The sequence below is a fragment of the Aliarcobacter vitoriensis genome, from assembly GCF_003316695.1.
GTDB classification, from domain to species: domain Bacteria; phylum Campylobacterota; class Campylobacteria; order Campylobacterales; family Arcobacteraceae; genus Aliarcobacter; species Aliarcobacter vitoriensis.
In genome coordinates this window covers 120466-137642 of record NZ_PDKB01000005.1, presented here as the reverse complement: position 1 = coordinate 137642, position 17177 = coordinate 120466, and the positions used below count along the sequence as shown (strand labels likewise).

General features: G+C 27.2%; 15 protein-coding genes and 1 tRNA gene. All 16 read left to right on the top strand.

Going from position 1 to position 17177, the window contains the following annotated elements:
• Window positions 1-41 precede the first annotated feature (41 nt).
• The 16 genes from CRU91_RS04225 (at window position 42) to CRU91_RS04150 (ending at window position 17167) form a co-directional block, all read left to right on the top strand.
• Window positions 42-118, top strand: a tRNA-Asp gene (locus tag CRU91_RS04225).
• Window positions 119-187: 69 nt separating this feature from the next.
• Window positions 188-1774 carry a sensor histidine kinase gene (locus CRU91_RS04220; protein WP_113893718.1) on the top strand — a complete coding sequence of 529 codons (1587 nt, stop codon included), beginning with the start codon at window positions 188-190 and terminating at the stop codon, window positions 1772-1774.
• Window positions 1755-2417, top strand: coding sequence for a response regulator transcription factor (locus tag CRU91_RS04215; protein ID WP_113893716.1), 663 nt, complete (start codon window positions 1755-1757; stop codon window positions 2415-2417). The genes CRU91_RS04220 and CRU91_RS04215 overlap by 20 nt, the downstream gene beginning before the upstream one ends.
• Before the next feature lie 74 nt (window positions 2418-2491).
• Entirely contained in the window at window positions 2492-2749 is a 258-nt protein-coding gene (locus CRU91_RS12535) for a sodium/substrate symporter small subunit (RefSeq protein ID WP_113893714.1), read from the top strand.
• Window positions 2750-4447, top strand: a complete 1698-nt coding sequence (locus CRU91_RS04205; RefSeq protein WP_113893712.1) for a VC_2705 family sodium/solute symporter — start codon at window positions 2750-2752, stop codon at window positions 4445-4447.
• Window positions 4448-4467: 20 nt separating this feature from the next.
• Window positions 4468-6288 carry a DUF294 nucleotidyltransferase-like domain-containing protein gene (locus CRU91_RS04200; protein ID WP_113893710.1) on the top strand — a complete coding sequence of 607 codons (1821 nt, stop codon included), beginning with the start codon at window positions 4468-4470 and terminating at the stop codon, window positions 6286-6288.
• Between the two features lies 1 nt (window position 6289).
• Window positions 6290-6925, top strand: coding sequence for a 3'-5' exonuclease (locus CRU91_RS04195; protein WP_113893708.1), 636 nt, complete (start codon window positions 6290-6292; stop codon window positions 6923-6925).
• Between the two features lie 121 nt (window positions 6926-7046).
• A complete protein-coding gene (locus tag CRU91_RS04190; protein WP_235826945.1) occupies window positions 7047-7358 on the top strand; it encodes a DUF485 domain-containing protein in 312 nt (103 codons plus the stop codon).
• Window positions 7358-9004, top strand: coding sequence for a cation acetate symporter (locus tag CRU91_RS04185; protein ID WP_113893704.1), 1647 nt, complete (start codon window positions 7358-7360; stop codon window positions 9002-9004). The genes CRU91_RS04190 and CRU91_RS04185 overlap by 1 nt, the downstream gene beginning before the upstream one ends.
• Before the next feature lie 223 nt (window positions 9005-9227).
• Complete coding sequence (locus CRU91_RS04180) at window positions 9228-9545, top strand: DUF485 domain-containing protein (RefSeq protein WP_113893702.1); 318 nt, start codon at window positions 9228-9230, stop codon at window positions 9543-9545.
• Window positions 9545-11212, top strand: a complete 1668-nt coding sequence (locus CRU91_RS04175; RefSeq protein ID WP_113893700.1) for a cation acetate symporter — start codon at window positions 9545-9547, stop codon at window positions 11210-11212. The genes CRU91_RS04180 and CRU91_RS04175 overlap by 1 nt, the downstream gene beginning before the upstream one ends.
• A 59-nt stretch (window positions 11213-11271) precedes the next feature.
• Complete coding sequence (locus CRU91_RS04170) at window positions 11272-13113, top strand: putative nucleotidyltransferase substrate binding domain-containing protein (protein ID WP_113893698.1); 1842 nt, start codon at window positions 11272-11274, stop codon at window positions 13111-13113.
• The gene (locus tag CRU91_RS04165) at window positions 13106-13717 is read left to right on the top strand and encodes a 3'-5' exonuclease (protein ID WP_113893695.1); all 612 of its coding nucleotides are present in this window, start codon (window positions 13106-13108) and stop codon (window positions 13715-13717) included. Before CRU91_RS04170 ends, CRU91_RS04165 begins: the two co-directional genes overlap by 8 nt.
• Window positions 13718-13733: 16 nt before the next feature.
• Window positions 13734-14924 carry an acetate/propionate family kinase gene (locus CRU91_RS04160; RefSeq protein WP_113893693.1) on the top strand — a complete coding sequence of 397 codons (1191 nt, stop codon included), beginning with the start codon at window positions 13734-13736 and terminating at the stop codon, window positions 14922-14924.
• 4 nt (window positions 14925-14928) lie between these two features.
• The gene (locus CRU91_RS04155) at window positions 14929-15876 is read left to right on the top strand and encodes a cation diffusion facilitator family transporter (RefSeq protein WP_113893691.1); all 948 of its coding nucleotides are present in this window, start codon (window positions 14929-14931) and stop codon (window positions 15874-15876) included.
• A 100-nt stretch (window positions 15877-15976) separates the two neighbouring features.
• A complete protein-coding gene (locus CRU91_RS04150) occupies window positions 15977-17167 on the top strand; it encodes an acetate kinase (RefSeq protein WP_113893689.1) in 1191 nt (396 codons plus the stop codon).
• Window positions 17168-17177: the final 10 nt, after the last annotated feature.

Here is a 17177-nt window from a genome sequence, read left to right as displayed (position 1 = left end):
TAAGTTCGAGTCTTATATCGACCACCATTGTTTATTTAGGTGCGGCCGTAGTTTAGTTGGTTAGAATGCCTGCCTGTCACGCAGGAGGTCGCGAGTTCGAGTCTCGTCGGCCGCGCCACTTAAATAAATTTAACTCTTTATTATTAAAATCTAGTTATCATTACACTTTATTTACATAAGGTTGCAAATGTTAAAAGCAAAAAGTCTTTATCACTTAATTGTATACAGTATATTTTTTATAGTTATTTTAATCTCCTTTTTTACATTTATTATTATTAGTAATGCTCATGATGAACTACAAGAAAAGGTCCATACTTTAAAAGTTGACTATACAAATAATCAAAAAGACTTATTAAAAAACTATGTAAATTATATTTTAAAATTTATCGACTACTATTATGAAGAGAATAAGTATAAAAAATCAGATGATGAAATAAAAAAAGATATTTTAAAAGCTTTAGAAAAAATTTCCATAAGCCCTGATCCAAACGAATATATATTTATTTATGATGCTAATGCAACTTTAATATACAATGCCACGATAGATAAAACAAATATTGGAAAGAATTTTTCAGATTTCGAAGATTTTAATGGTAAAAAAGTTCTTTTAGAATTAATAGAAGCTTCTAAAAATGTTGATGGTGGTTTTGTCAATTATTTTTGGTCAAAGCCAGAAATACACAAAGAAAAAAATAAACTATCATTTGTAAAATCTTACGATAAATGGAATTGGATAATAGGCAAAGGTGTATATCTTGATGAAATAGATAGATTAATAAAACAAAAAGAAGAAGAATATAATAAAAAAATATCTAACTATACTTTACAAATTACATCTTTAACAATCTTACTTATTTTATATTCAATATTTATATATAAAAATGCAACCATATTAATAGTAAAAGATGTTCAAGAAATTGGAAAATATTTTAAAGAATCAGAGGAAAATAGTAATCCAATAAATCAAAATAGAATTATTTTTGGTGAATTCAAAGTCATAGCAAACTATGCAAATGATGCCATGACAAATATGAAACTAAAAACTACTATGCTTGAAGAATTAAATAAAAATTTAGAATTTAAGGTTAATGAAAAAACAAAAGAACTTTCAAATTTAGTTGAATCACAAAAGCAATTTATAAAGAATTCTGTTCATGAAATAAATACACCATTAGCTATTATAAGAACAAACATTGATCTACTTAAAATGAAAGTTCCAGAGAATAATTATATTACAAATATAGAATCAGGTTCAAAAATAATTCAATATATATATGATGATTTATCTTATTTAATCAAAAAAGATAGAGTAATTTATGAAAAAGAATATTTAAACTTTTCTGATATTCTAAAAGGAAGATTAGAATTTTTTGATGAAATTGTCAAATCAAATTCACTATATTTTATAAAAAATATTGAAGATGATGTATATATCAAATTTAATTCAACTGAACTTCAAAGGGTAATAGATAATAATTTATCTAATGCTGTAAAATATTCTTTTAGTACATCTGCAATTTTCATAAAACTTTTTTATATAGATGATGAAAATATAGAATTTAGTGTAACTACAAACTCAAAAAGTATTGATGATGTTGATAGAATTTTTGAAGATTTTTATAGAGAAAATTCTTCTCGAGGAGGATTTGGATTAGGTTTAAAAATTGTAAAAGAAATTTGTGATAAGAATTTCGTTACAATATCTATATTATCAGATAAAAAAGAGACAAAATTTACTTATAGGTTTAAAATAAATGAAAATACTACTTCTTGAAGATGAATTAATGTTAAATACTGCTATTTGCGAATATTTAAGAAATATAGGTCATATGGTAGAAAATTTTTTAGATGGAAAAGATGCTTTAGATAATATTTCCAATGGATATGATTTACTTATTTTAGATGTAAATGTTCCAACAATTGATGGATTTGAGCTTTTAAATGAGTTAAATCATAAGAAAATTCATATTCCAACTATTTTTATATCTGCTCAAATTGATATAGAAGATATAACTAAAGCCTACGAATTGGGTTGTAGAGAGTATATAAAAAAACCTTTTCATTTAGGAGAATTGGGTATAAAAATAAATCAAATTCTAAAAAAAGAACAAAACAATACTTCTCATATTAGATTTTCTGAAAATTACTCTTATTCAAAAGATAAACAAACTCTATATTTTAATGGTGAACCACAAAATCTTACAAAGAAACAACTTGAAATAATACATATTTTAGCCCTAAATATAAATATGATTGTAGATTTTGAAAGATTTAGAGTTGATGTTTGGGATGCTGAAAATATAGATAACCCAACAATAAGAGCTGAAATCTCAAGATTAAAAAAAGCCTTAAAAGAAGATTTTATAAAAAATATTCGTGGTCTTGGCTACAAAATCGATAGATACTACTCAGTATAAACATAAAACTTAGCTTTTTGCTATGTTTTTGCTACTATTCATAACTATAATTCCCTAATTTTATAAGGACAGTTATGTGCAATCAAGAATTAGAAAAATCCTTTTTTAAAGATAATATTATATTAATTTTGAATCTAGTTATACCATTTTTTATATTCTCTATAATTTTTGGGATAATTTTCATAGATTTTTTTAATCAAATAGAAATTCTTGGTACAAAACTAGGATATTTTATAAGTGGTCAATTAACTATTTATTTCTCTATTTTTACACTATACATTTATAATAAAAAAATATCTCAAATTGAGAAAAAATATGAGATTTTAAAATAAATGGAACTACAATCTCTAATATATTTATTTGTAGGTGTATCATTTACAATATACTTTGGTTTAGCTTTATGGACAAGAGCTACTTCTACAAAGGATTTTTATATTGCTAAAAATACTTTTCATCCTATTTTTGGAGGAGCTTCTATTGCAGTTGACTTTATAAGTGCTGTTACTTTTATATCTTTAAGCGGTGCTTTTTTAAGTTATGGATATGGAAGTATAGCCTACATTATAGGTTTAATTGGTGGTTTTGTTTTACTTTCAACTCTTATTATTCCATATTTACACAAGGCACAATTTCTATCGATTCCAAGTTTTTTTGAAAAAAGGTACTACTCAAAATCTATAAAAGTAATATCTATTTTTATAGTAGTTTTGATATCTTTTATATATATTTCAGCACAATTAAAAGGTGTTGGAATAATATTTTCAAGAATTTTTCAACTTGATTTAACAACTGGTTTATTATTGGGTATGTGTATAACTTTAATTTATGCATTTATTGGAGGAATGAGAAATATGGCTTATGCACAAATTGCACAATATATCATTATTTTATTCGCATTTATGACTCCAGCTATATTTTTAACTATTCAATTTACAACAACATTTTTACCTCAATTAGCAATTTTCTCAAAAACATCTTTTGCTCTTTCTAATACTGTTCAAGAAGGAACTCATCTTTTACTAGCCTTCGAGCAAGTTTTAGATGATTTAGGGTTTATACCAAATTCTGATTTAAACTTATTAAATACTGTTTTAATTACTATGTCTTTAATACTAGGTGTTGCTTGCTTGCCACATATTATAATTAAATTTTTCTCAAACCCAACAGTAAAATCTGCTAGAAAATCTGCATTTTGGGCATTAGTTTTTATATCTGTTATTTATACATCAATGCTTTCTATTTTTGCTATTTCAACTCTAAATATTGTAGAGAATACTAATAACATAGAATATGAAGCTTTTATAAATGATGAAATAAAAACCCAAGATAATAAAATAAATAGCGGGAAATGGCTAACTATTTGGCAAAACATAGGATTAGTAAAATTTGAAGACAACAATCAAAATGGAATTATAGATTTAAAAAGTGGTGAAAATAACTTTGGAGAATTAAATATCAATCCAGATGCAATAGCACTTTTAAATACAGAGATTGCAAACCTTCCAAATTGGATTATAGCCTTAGTATTAGCTGGAGCTTTAGCTGCAACATTGTCTACTATAACTGGGCTAATTTTACTTATAAAAACAACAATATCATACGAATTATTAGAACAAAGTCTAAAAATAAACAAAATAAATAAAGTTTTACTCTCTAAACTTATAATCATCATAATTATAGTTTTAGCAACTTTATTTTATATTCCAAATTTTACTATTTTACAAACAGTAGCTGTTGCATTCACTATTTGTGCAGCTACAATATTTCCTACTTTATTTTTAGGAATATTTTATAAAAAAACAAATAAACAAGGTGCTATTTTTGGTATATTAACAGGATTAATATTTACTTTAATTTATAGTATTATTTATTTATATATGAATGAAAACTTTATTTTTAATATAAGAGTTGAAGGAATAGGATTTTTAGGAGCTATTTTTAACTTTATTGTTACAATAATTGTTTCAAAATTCACATCAAAACCACCAAAAGATATTGATGAATTTGTTGATTTTATTAGGCTTACATAACCAATACACAAGGAGTAAAGATGAGCATTCAAGATCAAGAGAGTTTTTTATCAAAAATACATCCATTTGAAGTTTTATCACCTAGCCAAATGGCTATGTGTGTACAACATATGGATATAGCGTATTATCCCAAAGATACTATATTAATAGCACCTGAAAAAATACCTAATTACTTTTTTATAATTATAAAAGGGTCAGTTTATGAGTATTCTAAAGAAAATATTGTAGTTATGGATTATCAAAGTGAAGACACTTTTGATTCAAACTCTTTAATTTATGGACAATGTGAACATACTTTTAAAGTTCATGAAGAACTTATATGTTATGAAATAGACAAAAAAGCTTTTTTATCTTTAATAGAAAAAAATCAGGATTTTAAAGATTTTTTCTTAAAGGACTTAGTAAATAAAATCCAAACTCTAAAAGACAAAGAGTACACTTCACAACTATCATCTTTTATGATTGCAAAAGTTGAAGATACTCTAATTCACGAAGCTTGTCTTGTTGATGAAAATACAAAATTAATAGATGCAATTGATAAATCAATGCAATATAAAACATCAACTATAATCGTTCAATCAAATACAAAAGAGTATGGAATCATCACAGATTCTTTACTTAAAGTAAAAGTGCTACTTCAAGGACGAGATCTATCAATACCTGTAAAAGATATAGCTATTTTTCCACTTCTAACTATAAGAGATGACGATTATTTATTTGAAGCACTTACAATTTTAGTTAAAAAAAATATAAAAAGAGTTGGAGTTACAAATAGCAATGGTGAAATGATAGGAGTATTAGAGCAAATAGATATATTATCACACTTCGCAAATCATACATACGTAATAGAATCAAAGATAAAAAATGCAAAAAATATAGAAGATTTAAAAGATGCCAGCAAAGATTTTATAGATATTATACTAAGCTTACAAGCAAAAGGTGTAAAAATACATCATATCTCAAATCTTATAGGTCAATTAAATACTAAAGTTTATCAAAAGATTTTTTCTTTAATACTTCCTGAAAACTTACAAAAAGATGCTTGTCTATTCGTTATGGGAAGTGAAGGAAGAAATGAACAAATAGTAAAAACAGACCAAGATAATGGACTAATTGTAAAAGATGGTATAGATGTTGAACAATATAGACCTTATATGCAACAAATTACAGATAGCTTAATATTTTTAGGTTACCCACCTTGTGATGGAAATATAATGGTTTCGAATCCATATTGGTGCAAATCTTTTAGTGATTTTAAATCTACTATTATAAAATGGCTAAATAACACTCAAGATATGAAGAACTTTTTGGATTTGGCTATATTTGTAGATGCCTTTGCAGTTGCAGGAGATAAAAATCTTTTAATTGAATTAAAAGAATTTTTATCATCAAAGATTCAAAATGATATTTTTATGGCATATTTTGCAAAATCAACAACAGCCTTTGAAACACCTACGACAATATCTAGTTTTATGGGGAAAAACAACCTTATAAATATAAAAAAGGCTGCAATATTTCCAATAGTCCAAGGAATACGAAGTTTGAGTTTAAGAGAAAAAATCAAAGAAACTACAACTGTAAAAAGAATAAAAATTCTTGAACAAAAAAATATTTTAGAAAAAGACAAAGCTGCAGAATTAATAGAAGCTTTTGAGATAGTAAATACCTTAAGATTAAAAAATCAACTAGATCTTCTACAACAAAATAAACCTATATCAAATGAAATAGATATAGAAGAGTTAGGGAAAATAGAAAGAGATTTACTAAAAGAGTCTTTTAAAATTGTAAATGAATTTAAAAATTTCATAACATATAGATTTAATTTAAATAAGATTTTCTAGTATGTTTAAAAATTTAATTAGAAAATGGCAAAGAAAAAAGCTTTTAGATAAAAAGTATGATTTTCTCTTTGACGAGGCTCCTTATGGAGAATTTATAAGTTTGGATTGCGAAACAACAGGTCTAAATCCTAAAAAAGATGAAATTTTATCTATTGGTGCAGTTTTAATTAAAGAAAATAAAGTTTTAATGAGAAAGACATTTAATATTTTCTTGAAACCATCAAAAAATATAAATCCAGAATCAATAAAAGTCCATTTATTAAGAGAGATTGACTTACAAAATGCTATTGAGCCAGATGATGCTATTTACAAACTTTTAGAATTTATTGGTTCTCGTCCAATTGTTGGATACTATATAGAGTTTGATATGTCAATAATTTCTAAATATACAAAACAATTAATCGGAATAAAACTTCCAAATGAAGCGATTGAAGTATCAGGAATGTATTATGATATTAGAAAATCAACTGAAAACTATGGTTTTATAGACTTAAAATTTGACACTATTATGAAGTTCCTTGATATTCCAGTTTTAGGAAAACATGATGCTTTAAATGATGCAATTATGACTTCTATGATATTTTTAAAACTAAAAGAAATTCAAAAACAAAACAATTCTCAAAAAAATAAGCTATAGAAATACCATTTTCTGGTATTTCTTCACTTTCTAAATATTTTTTTTCAATATTTTTTTAAATGCTATGCTTTTGCAACTAAGATATTTTACTATTTCAATGAATCTTATTTTAGGAGAAAAAATGAACAAAGAATTGGTAGAAAGGATTAAAAATAATCCTAAATACAAAGAGCTTATTTCAAAAAGAAGTTCTTTTGCTATTAAATTAGCAATCTTTATTTTGGTAGTTTATTACGGTTTCGTTTTAGTTATCGCATTTAATAAAGAGTTCTTCGCTACAAAAGTTGGTGAAGTTATGACTGTTGCATGGCCTATTGCTGCAACTATTATCGTTATTGCATTTGTTTCAACTCTTATTTATGTTTTAAGAGCAAATGGTGAATTTGAAGACTTAGAAATGTCTATTAAAAATGATGTAAAGGATATTCTATAATGTTAAAAATACTATCTTTATTAGGTTTATCATCATTAGCATTATTTGCATCTGATGGGGGAGCAGTAAATATTCCTGCTGTTATAATGTTCTTTGTATTTATCGTAGGAACTATGGGTATTACAAAATGGGCTGCTAGTAAAACAAAATCTGCTTCAGATTTCTATACAGCAGGTGGTGGAATTTCAGGATTCCAAAATGGTCTAGCAATTGCTGGAGATTATATGTCTGCTGCTTCATTCCTTGGTATTTCAGGAATGATTTTTTTACATGGATTTGATGGTATGATTTATGCTATTGGATTCTTAGTTGGTTGGCCAATTATTCTATTCTTAATGGCTGAAAAATTAAGAAACTTAGGTAAATTTAACTTTACAGATATTGCTGCATATAGACTTGATGAGCAAAAAATAAGAATTCTTGCTGCATTTGGTTCTTTAACAGTTGTAACTTTCTATTTAATTGCTCAAATGGTTGGAGCTGGAAAATTAATTGAATTATTATTCCATATTCCATATGCTTGGTCAGTTATAATTGTTGGTGCATTAATGATTATTTATGTAACATTTGGTGGTATGCTTGCTACTACTTGGGTACAAATCATCAAAGCTGTATTACTTTTATCTGGAGTAACATTTATTGCTATAATGGTTCTTTCACACTATGGTTTCTCATTTGGTACTTTAGCAGCTGAAGCTGTTAGTATGCACCCTAAAGGTGAAGCTATATTGAAACCAGGTCCATTTGTATCTGATCCAGTTTCTGCTATATCATTAGGACTTGCTTTAATGTTAGGAACAGCTGGATTACCACATATTCTTATGAGATTCTTTACAGTTGGAAATGCAAGAGAAGCTAGAAAATCTGTTGTTTGGGCAACTGCATTTATTGGTTATTTCTATTTAATCATCGGTGTTGTTGGTTTAGGTGCTGTTGTTTTCTTACTAAGCCCTGAAGGTGCAATTTACTTTAAAGATGGAGTTATTGACTTTAAAGGTATTATTGGTGGAAACAATATGGCTGCTGTACACTTATCACAAGCTGTTGGTGGAGATGTTTTCTTAGGATTTATTGCCGCTGTTTCTTTTGCTACTATTCTAGCAGTTGTTGCTGGTCTTACACTAGCTGCTTCTAACTCTATTGCACATGATTTATATGCAATCGTTATTAGAAAAGGTCAAGCTACAGATGCTGAAGAGATGAAAGTTTCTAAAAGAACAGTTTTAGTTATTGGTATAGTTGCTATTCTTTTAGGATTTGCATTTGAAAATCAAAATATCGCATTCATGGTTGGTCTTGCTTTTGCTATTGCAGCAAGTGCAAACTTCCCAATATTAATTTTATCAATCTATTGGTCAAAATTAACAACAAGAGGTGCATTTATTGGTGGATTCTTAGGACTTATCACTGCTATACTTTTAGTTGTATTAAGTAAAACAGTATGGGTTGATATATTTGGATTTGAAAGTGCTATATTCCCATATACACAACCTGCATTATTCTCTATACTTGCAGCATTTATTGGAATTTGGTTCTTCTCTATAACTGATAAATCAGCTAGAGCAGAAGAAGACAAGTCTGGATTTGAAGCTCAAAGAATTAGAGCTGAAACTGGTATTGGTGCTGATGGAGCTGTATCACACTAAAATTTTACTAAAGAGAGATATCTCTCTTTAGTTTTCTTAAAAAACACTTAAATTTTATAACTAAATATAATAATTAAAATATTATTTTTTGTTACAATTTTACATAATAATTTAAATTTATACATAATTTTTACATTATAAAATAGAAAAAAACAATTATATTTGTATAATCAGCTAATTTATCTTTATTTATAGATAAAAATAAAAAGGTTGGAGAATAAGTATGAATGATAAATTGGTTGATAAAATTGAAGCCAATCCAAAATACCAAGAATTGTTAAAGAAAAGAAACTCTTTAGCACTAAAGTTAGGTATCTTTGTTTTAGTAATGTTCTATTCTTACATTACTATAATAGCTTTTAATAAAGAGTTATTTTCTTTAAAAGTTGCTGAAGGTTATGTTACAACAATAGCATTTCCAATAGCTTTAGCAATACTTATAATAAGTTTTTTGACAACTTTAATCTATGTTAAAAAAGCAAATGGTGAATTTGATGATTTGACAAATGAAATCAAAAAAGATGTAAGGGATTTATTATAATGCTAAAAATATTAACATTAATATCAATTTTTGCTGTAAGTATATTTGCAGCAGGTGATGCAACATTTGAAGGGAAAAGAGATCTAAATATAGCTGCAATTGCTATGTTTTTAGTATTTATTGCTGGAACATTAGGGATAACTTATTGGGCAGCAAAGAAGACAAAATCTGCAAGTGATTTTTATACAGCAGGTGGAGGAATAAGTGGATTTCAAAATGGTTTAGCAATAGCTGGAGATTATATGAGTGCAGCTGCATTTTTGGGAGTTTCTGGACTTATTTATATGAATGGTTATGATGGAGTTATTTATGCTGTATCATTTTTAGTTGGTTGGCCTGTAATTTTATTTTTTATGGCAGAAAAACTAAGAAATTTGGGTAAATTTACTTTTGCAGATATTGCTGCATATAGACTTGGACAAAAAGAGATAAGAACTTTGGCTGCATTTGGTTCTTTAAGTGTTGTTATTTTGTATCTAATTGCTCAAATGGTTGGTGCTGGAAAACTTATACAAATTTTATTTGGAATGGATTATGAATATGCTGTATTTATGGTTGGAGCATTAATGATTATCTATGTAACATTTGGTGGAATGCTAGCAACAACTTGGGTACAAATTATAAAAGCTGTACTACTTTTATCTGGGGTATCATTTATGGCTATTATGGTTTTATGGCACTTTAACTTTAATTTTGAAGAATTAGCTGTTCAAGCTGTTGAAAATCATACTAAGGGCGAGGATATTTTAAAACCAGGAGGATTTTTATCTGATCCAATTTCAGCTATTTCTTTAGGTATGGCTTTAATGCTTGGAACTGCTGGTCTTCCTCACGTTTTAATGAGATTTTTTACAGTGGGAAATGCAAAAGAAGCTAGAAAATCTGTTGTTTATGCAACTGGATTTGTAGCATATTTTTGGGTTATTATCTCTATCGTTGGACTTGGAGCAATAGCATTTTTAAATAGTGACGCTGGAGCACAATATTTTACAAATGGTGTAGCATATTTACAAGGTGGAACGTTATTTGGTGGAAGTAATATGGCATCTGTTCACTTATCTCATATGCTAGGAGGAAATGCTTTCTTAGGATTTATCTCAGCTGTTGCTTTTGCTACAATTTTAGCTGTTGTTTCAGGACTTACATTAGCAGGAGCTAGTGCTATTTCACATGATATTTACGCAAATGTTATAAATCCAAATGCAAGTGATGAAAAAGTTGTTAAAATTTCAAAAATAACTGTTATAATTGTTGGAATAGTTGGAGTTACGCTAGGTATTGCATTTGAGTCACAAAATATTGCATATATGGTTGGACTTGCTTTTGGTATTGCAGCATCGGCAAACTTTCCTATACTATTTTTATCAATTTATTGGAGTAAACTAACAACAAGAGGTGCATTTATTGGTGGATTCATGGGACTAATTACTGCTGTTACACTTGTAATTTTAGGACCAAATGTTTGGGTTCAAATATTAGGTAATGAAAAGGCAATATTCCCTTATGCTCACCCTGCACTATTCTCTGTTACAGTTGCATTTTTAGGAATTTGGTTGTTTTCTATTATCGATAACTCTGAAAAAGCTAAAGAAGAAAGAGCTAGATTTAGAGCACAAAATGTAAGAGCAAACACAGGAATTGGATCTGCAGGAGCAGTTTCTCACTAAAACTTATCAAGAAGAGATATTTCTTCTTGATTTTGCACTACGACTTAAAAGGGGAGATTATGAGTATGCAAGAACAAAAAAAATTTATTTCTACAATACATCCATTTGACAATTTAACAAGCTATGAACTAGATGATTTAGTTGAAGAATTAGATATTATGTATTTTAAAGCAAATTCTACGATACAAGCTCAAGATAGTAATCCAGAATTTTTGTATTTTGTTTTAAAAGGCTTAATTCAAGAAAAAAATGATGATGAAGTTTTAAGTATATACTCTAAAGGTGAAATTTTCGATTCAGTTTCACTTATAAAAAATTTTAGTAAAAATAGTTTTGTAGCTATTGAAGAATCAATTTGCTATGCTCTGAAAAAAGATATCTTTATAAATATCTTGCGTTCAAATCAGCAGTTAGAAAACTATTTCTTTCAATCAATATCAGATAAACTAAATAATAATATTTTACATGAGAAAAATAAAGATATGGCAAATATTATGATTGCAAAAGTTAAAGATGCAAAAGTTCATAAAGCTGTAATTGTAGATACTAAAACATCGATTTTTGAAGCTGCAAAAGTGATAAAACAAGAGAAAATCCCTACACTTTTATTAAAAGACTCTTATGGAGAAATGTATATCGTAACAGACTCTGACTTTAGGCAAAAAGTCATTTTAAATCGTATGAACTTTGATGAAGATGTTGTAAAAATTGCATCAAAAGGTTTAATTTATATATATGAAGATGATTTTTTATTTAATGCCCAACTTCAAATGGCTAAACATGGCTTAAAAAGAGTGGTTGTAAAAAATGATGATGAAAAAATTGTTGGTATTTTAGACCAAATCTCTCTATCATCATTTTTTGCAACAAATACTTTTGCTGTTTCAAATCAAATAATAAATGCCGAAACACTAGAAGAGTTAAAAGAAGCTTCTCACTCATTTATAAAAATCATTAAATCATTAAATGCAAAAGGTGTAAGAATAGATTTTATATCAAAACTTATAAATCAACTAAATAAAAAATTACTTGATAAACTATACAAACTTCTAGCACCAAAAGAGTTATTGGGAAAATCTTGCCTAATCGTGATGGGAAGCGAAGGAAGAGCAGAACAAATACTTAGAACTGACCAAGATAATGCTTTGATAGTAGATGATAATTGCGATATTTCTGAAGATAATTTAAAAAAATTTACACATCATTTTACAGAAACACTTGTAGAATTTGGATTTCCTAGATGTGATGGCAATATAATGGTTTCAAATAATTATTGGTGTAGAAGAATGAGTGATTTTAAAGAATTAATTTATAAATGGATAAATGAACCAAGCGGTGATAATTTTATGAATATTGCAATATTTTATGACGCACTTTGTGTTTCAGGAAATATATATATGATAAAAGAGTTAAAAGAGTATATGTTTAAAATCTCTTCAAATTCTCAAAGTTTTTATTCAAATTTTGCAAAAATTATAAATAGTTTTGATGTTCCTTTAGGATTTTTTGATGGATTTGTATTTAATAGCAAAGATGAAAAACATAAAAATGAGATAGATATAAAAAGAGGTGGTATTTTTATACTTGTACAAGGAATTCGATCTTTAAGTTTAGAAAATAAAATACTAAATACAAATACAATCAAAAGAATAAATGCTCTAAAAGAGATAAAAGTTTTAGATGAAGAAAGTGCAAAAGAGTTAATTATGGCATTTAATTTTTTAACAAATTTAAAACTAAAGTCAAATCTTGAAAAGTTAGATAAAAAAGAAAAAATAGATAACTATATCAATCCAAACAATCTTTCAATTATGGAAAAAGACTTGCTAAAAGACTCTTTTAAAATTGTAAATAGATTAAAGAAAAAATTAGAATCTCATTTTAAGTTGAACTATGTTTAGAACAATAAAAAACAGTTTTAATAAAAAAAACTTAAAAGATAACAACTATTCATTTTTATTTGATAAGCCAAATACAAATGAATTTGTATGTTTTGATTGTGAGACAACAGGACTTAACCCAAATATTGATGATATAGTATCTATTGGTGCAGTTATTATAAAAGACAATACCATACTATCTAGCAAAAAATTTGTAAGATATGTAAAACCAAAAAGTTGTGCTTTAAGTGTTGAATCTATAAAGGTACATCATATAAGAGAGTGTGATTTAGAGCATGCTTGTGATATTGAAGATGTTATTTTAGATTTTTTAAAATTTATTGAAAATAGAGTTTTAGTTGGATATTTTCTAAATTTTGATATTTCTATGATAAACAAATATTTAAAACCTCAACTAGGTATAAATTTGCCAAACAAAACTTATGAAGTATCTGAAATGTATCATGATTATAAAATTGAACTAATTCCTCAAGGCTTCATTGATTTGAAGTTTAGTACAATTTTAAAGGAACTTGAAATTCCATCATTTAATACACATGATGCATTAAATGATGCTTTGATGACAGCAATGATATTTTTAAAATTGAAAAATAGCATTAAATAAAAAAGGATTATTAGGAATGTTAGTATTTGTATTAAATGCTGGTTCATCTTCTTTAAAGTATCAATTAATTGATGCAAAAACAAGTGAACTAAAAGCGAGTGGTATAGTAGAAAGAATAGGAATTGATGGTATATTAAAACAAGTTATTGATGAAAATAGAAAATTAACAATGGAAGCTTCTATTCCAACACATAAAGAAGCTATTGAACTTATATTAGAAACTTTAATTCATAGTGATACAAAAATAATAAATTCTATTGATGAAATAGAAGCTATTGGACATAGAGTAGCTCATGGTGGAGAATATTTCAAACAATCTACTCTTGTAACACATAAAGTTATAAAAAAAATAGAAGAAGCTATTCCTCTTGCTCCTTTGCATAATCCTGCCAATATTTTAGGAATAAAAATTTGTATGCAGTTGTTACCTAATGTTCCAAATGTTGCTGTGTTTGATACAGCCTTTCATCAAACAATGCCAGAAGTTCACTTTTTATTTCCAGTACCACATGAAGATTATTCAGAGCATCATTTAAGAAAATATGGATTCCATGGAACAAGTCACTATTTTGTTTCTCAACAAGCTATAAAACTTTTGGACAATAAAAAAGATTCAAAAATTATAGTTTGTCATTTGGGAAATGGTTCATCAATTTGTGCTATAAAAGATGGGAAATCTATCAATACAACAATGGGATTAACTCCTCTTGGTGGACTTATGATGGGAACAAGAAGTGGAGATATTGATCCAGGAATAATTCCATATTTAATGGATAAAAAAAATATGAACACTCACCAAATCATTGATTATTTAAATAAAAAATCAGGCATATTAGGAATTTCTGGGATTAGTTCTGATTTAAGAGAAATTATAAGTGCCGCAAGTGAAGGTGACGAAAGAGCACAAGTTACAATAGATATGATGTGTAATCGTGTAAAAAAATATGTGTGTTCTTATGCTGGTTTACTTGGTGGAGTTGATGCCTTGTGTTTTACTGCTGGAATTGGAGAAAATTCTGATATTGTAAGAGAAAAAGTTTGTCATAATTTAGAATTTATGGGAATAGAACTAGATAATCAAAAAAATCAAATTAGAAATCATCAAATTAGAGAAATCAGTAAAGATGGCTCAAAAACAAAGATTTTCGTTATCCCTACAAATGAAGAATTAGTTATTGCTCAAGATACATATAATATTGTAAAATAACACTATGTCATTTAAATATCTTAATTTACAAACAGAAGATGGAATATTAAGATTATCAATATTTACAACTATCTTACTTGCAATATTGGGCATAGTATTTGGTCTAATTGCTAGTTCATCAGCAATAATATTTGATAGTATTTTTGGAATGATCGATGCAGTAATGACTACTTTAGCACTAATTGTTGCTAGATTGATTACAAAATCTACATCTAAAGATTTTATTAACAATAAATTAGAAAAACATTTTACTATGGGATTTTGGCACCTTGAACCTATTGTTTTAGGTTTAAATGGAATGCTTCTTATTGGTGCAGCAACTTATGCTTTTATAAATTCCATAGATAGCCTTTTACTTGGTGGTAGAGAAATACTATTTGAATATGCAATAATTATTACTTTAATATCTATTGTAGTTGAATTAAATTTAGGGCTTTTTATAAAAAAAGCAAATAAAGAGATTAAATCTGAATTTTTAAATTTAGACTCAATAAGTTGGTTAATCTCCGCATCTATGTCTTTTGGTTATCTTGTTGCTTTTATCTTTGGATATATGATAGAAGATACTAAAATTTCATGGATTACACCTTTTATAGACCCATTAATACTTATAGTAGTATCAATTTTTGTAATTCCAATGCCTTTAAAAACTGTAAAACAAGCGCTTTCAGATATTTTGCTTGTAACTCCTAGTGAATTAAAAATTCATGTCGATAAAGTTGCAAAAAATATCGTAGAAAAGTATGGTTTTGATTCTTTTAGAGCTTATGTTGCAAGAGTTGGCAGAGGAAGACAAATAGAATTATATTTTATAGTTCCAAAAAGTTGGGCTCCCAAAAAGCTAGAAGAATGGGATTTATTAAGAGATGAAATAGAAAAAAATTTGGGTAAAGATGACCCACATCTTTGGCTTACAATTGTATTTACAACTGATTTTGAATGGGCAGAATAAATATAAAATTTCATTTAAGTTTTAATAAGATACCATTTGAAAAGACTAATATTATTTATTAAGTCTATTCTAAGTTTAAATTAATACAAAAGGATTTTATATGTTAGTATTTGTGCTAAATGCAGGTAGTTCATCTTTAAAATATCAATTAATCAATGCTAAAACACATGAGTTAAAAGCTAGTGGTTTAGTGGAGAGAATTGGAATTGATGGTATTTTAAAACATGAAATTGGAGAGAATAAAAAGATAACTTTTGAACTTCCTATTCCAACTCACAAAGAAGCAATCGAGTTAGTTTTAAGAATATTAACAAATGATGAAACAAAAGTTATAAACTCTATTGAAGAAATTCAAGCTATTGGGCATAGAGTGGTTCATGGTGGAGAGTATTTTAAAGGTTCAGCTATTGTTGATGAAGATGTTATTCAAAAAATTGAAGAACTTATACCTTTAGCGCCACTTCATAATCCAGCAAATATTATGGGTGTTAAAATTTGTAAAGAATTGATGCCAAAAGTTCCAAATGTTGTAACATTTGATACGGCATTTCACCAAACAATGCCAATAGAAAACTTTTTATATGCTGTTCCTTATGCAGATTATACAGAACACCATTTAAGAAAATATGGTTTCCATGGAACAAGCCACTATTATGTTTCAAATGAAGCAATAAAAATTTTAAATAAAAAAGATAGCAAAGTTATAGTTTGCCATCTTGGAAATGGTTCATCTGTTTGTGCTGTTGAAAATGGGAAATCTATAAGCACTTCTATGGGATTGACTCCATTAGAAGGTTTAATAATGGGTACAAGAAGTGGAGATATAGATGCTGGTGTTATTCCATATTTAATGGAGAAAAAAGGATTAAGCCATACTCAAATTCTTGATTATTTAAATAAAAAGTCTGGTATTTTAGGAGTTTCTGGAGTTAGTTCGGATCTAAGAGAAGTTATAAAAGCTTCAAATGATGGAGATAAAAGATCTCAAGTAGCAATTACAATGCTATGTGAAAGAATTAAAAAATATTTATGCTCTTATGCTGGGCTAATGCATGGAGTTGATGCTATTTGTTTTACAGCTGGAATTGGAGAAAACTCTGACCTAATCAGAGAAAAAGTTTGTGAAGGTTTAGAATTTATGGGAATTGAACTTGATAAAACTAAAAACTCTACAAGAGCTAAAGGAAACAGAGAAATAAATACAAAAAATTCAAAAACAAAAATCTATGTAATTCCAACAAATGAAGAGCTAGTAATAGCAACAGATACTTACAATCTTATTAAAAAGTAAAATTTAAATA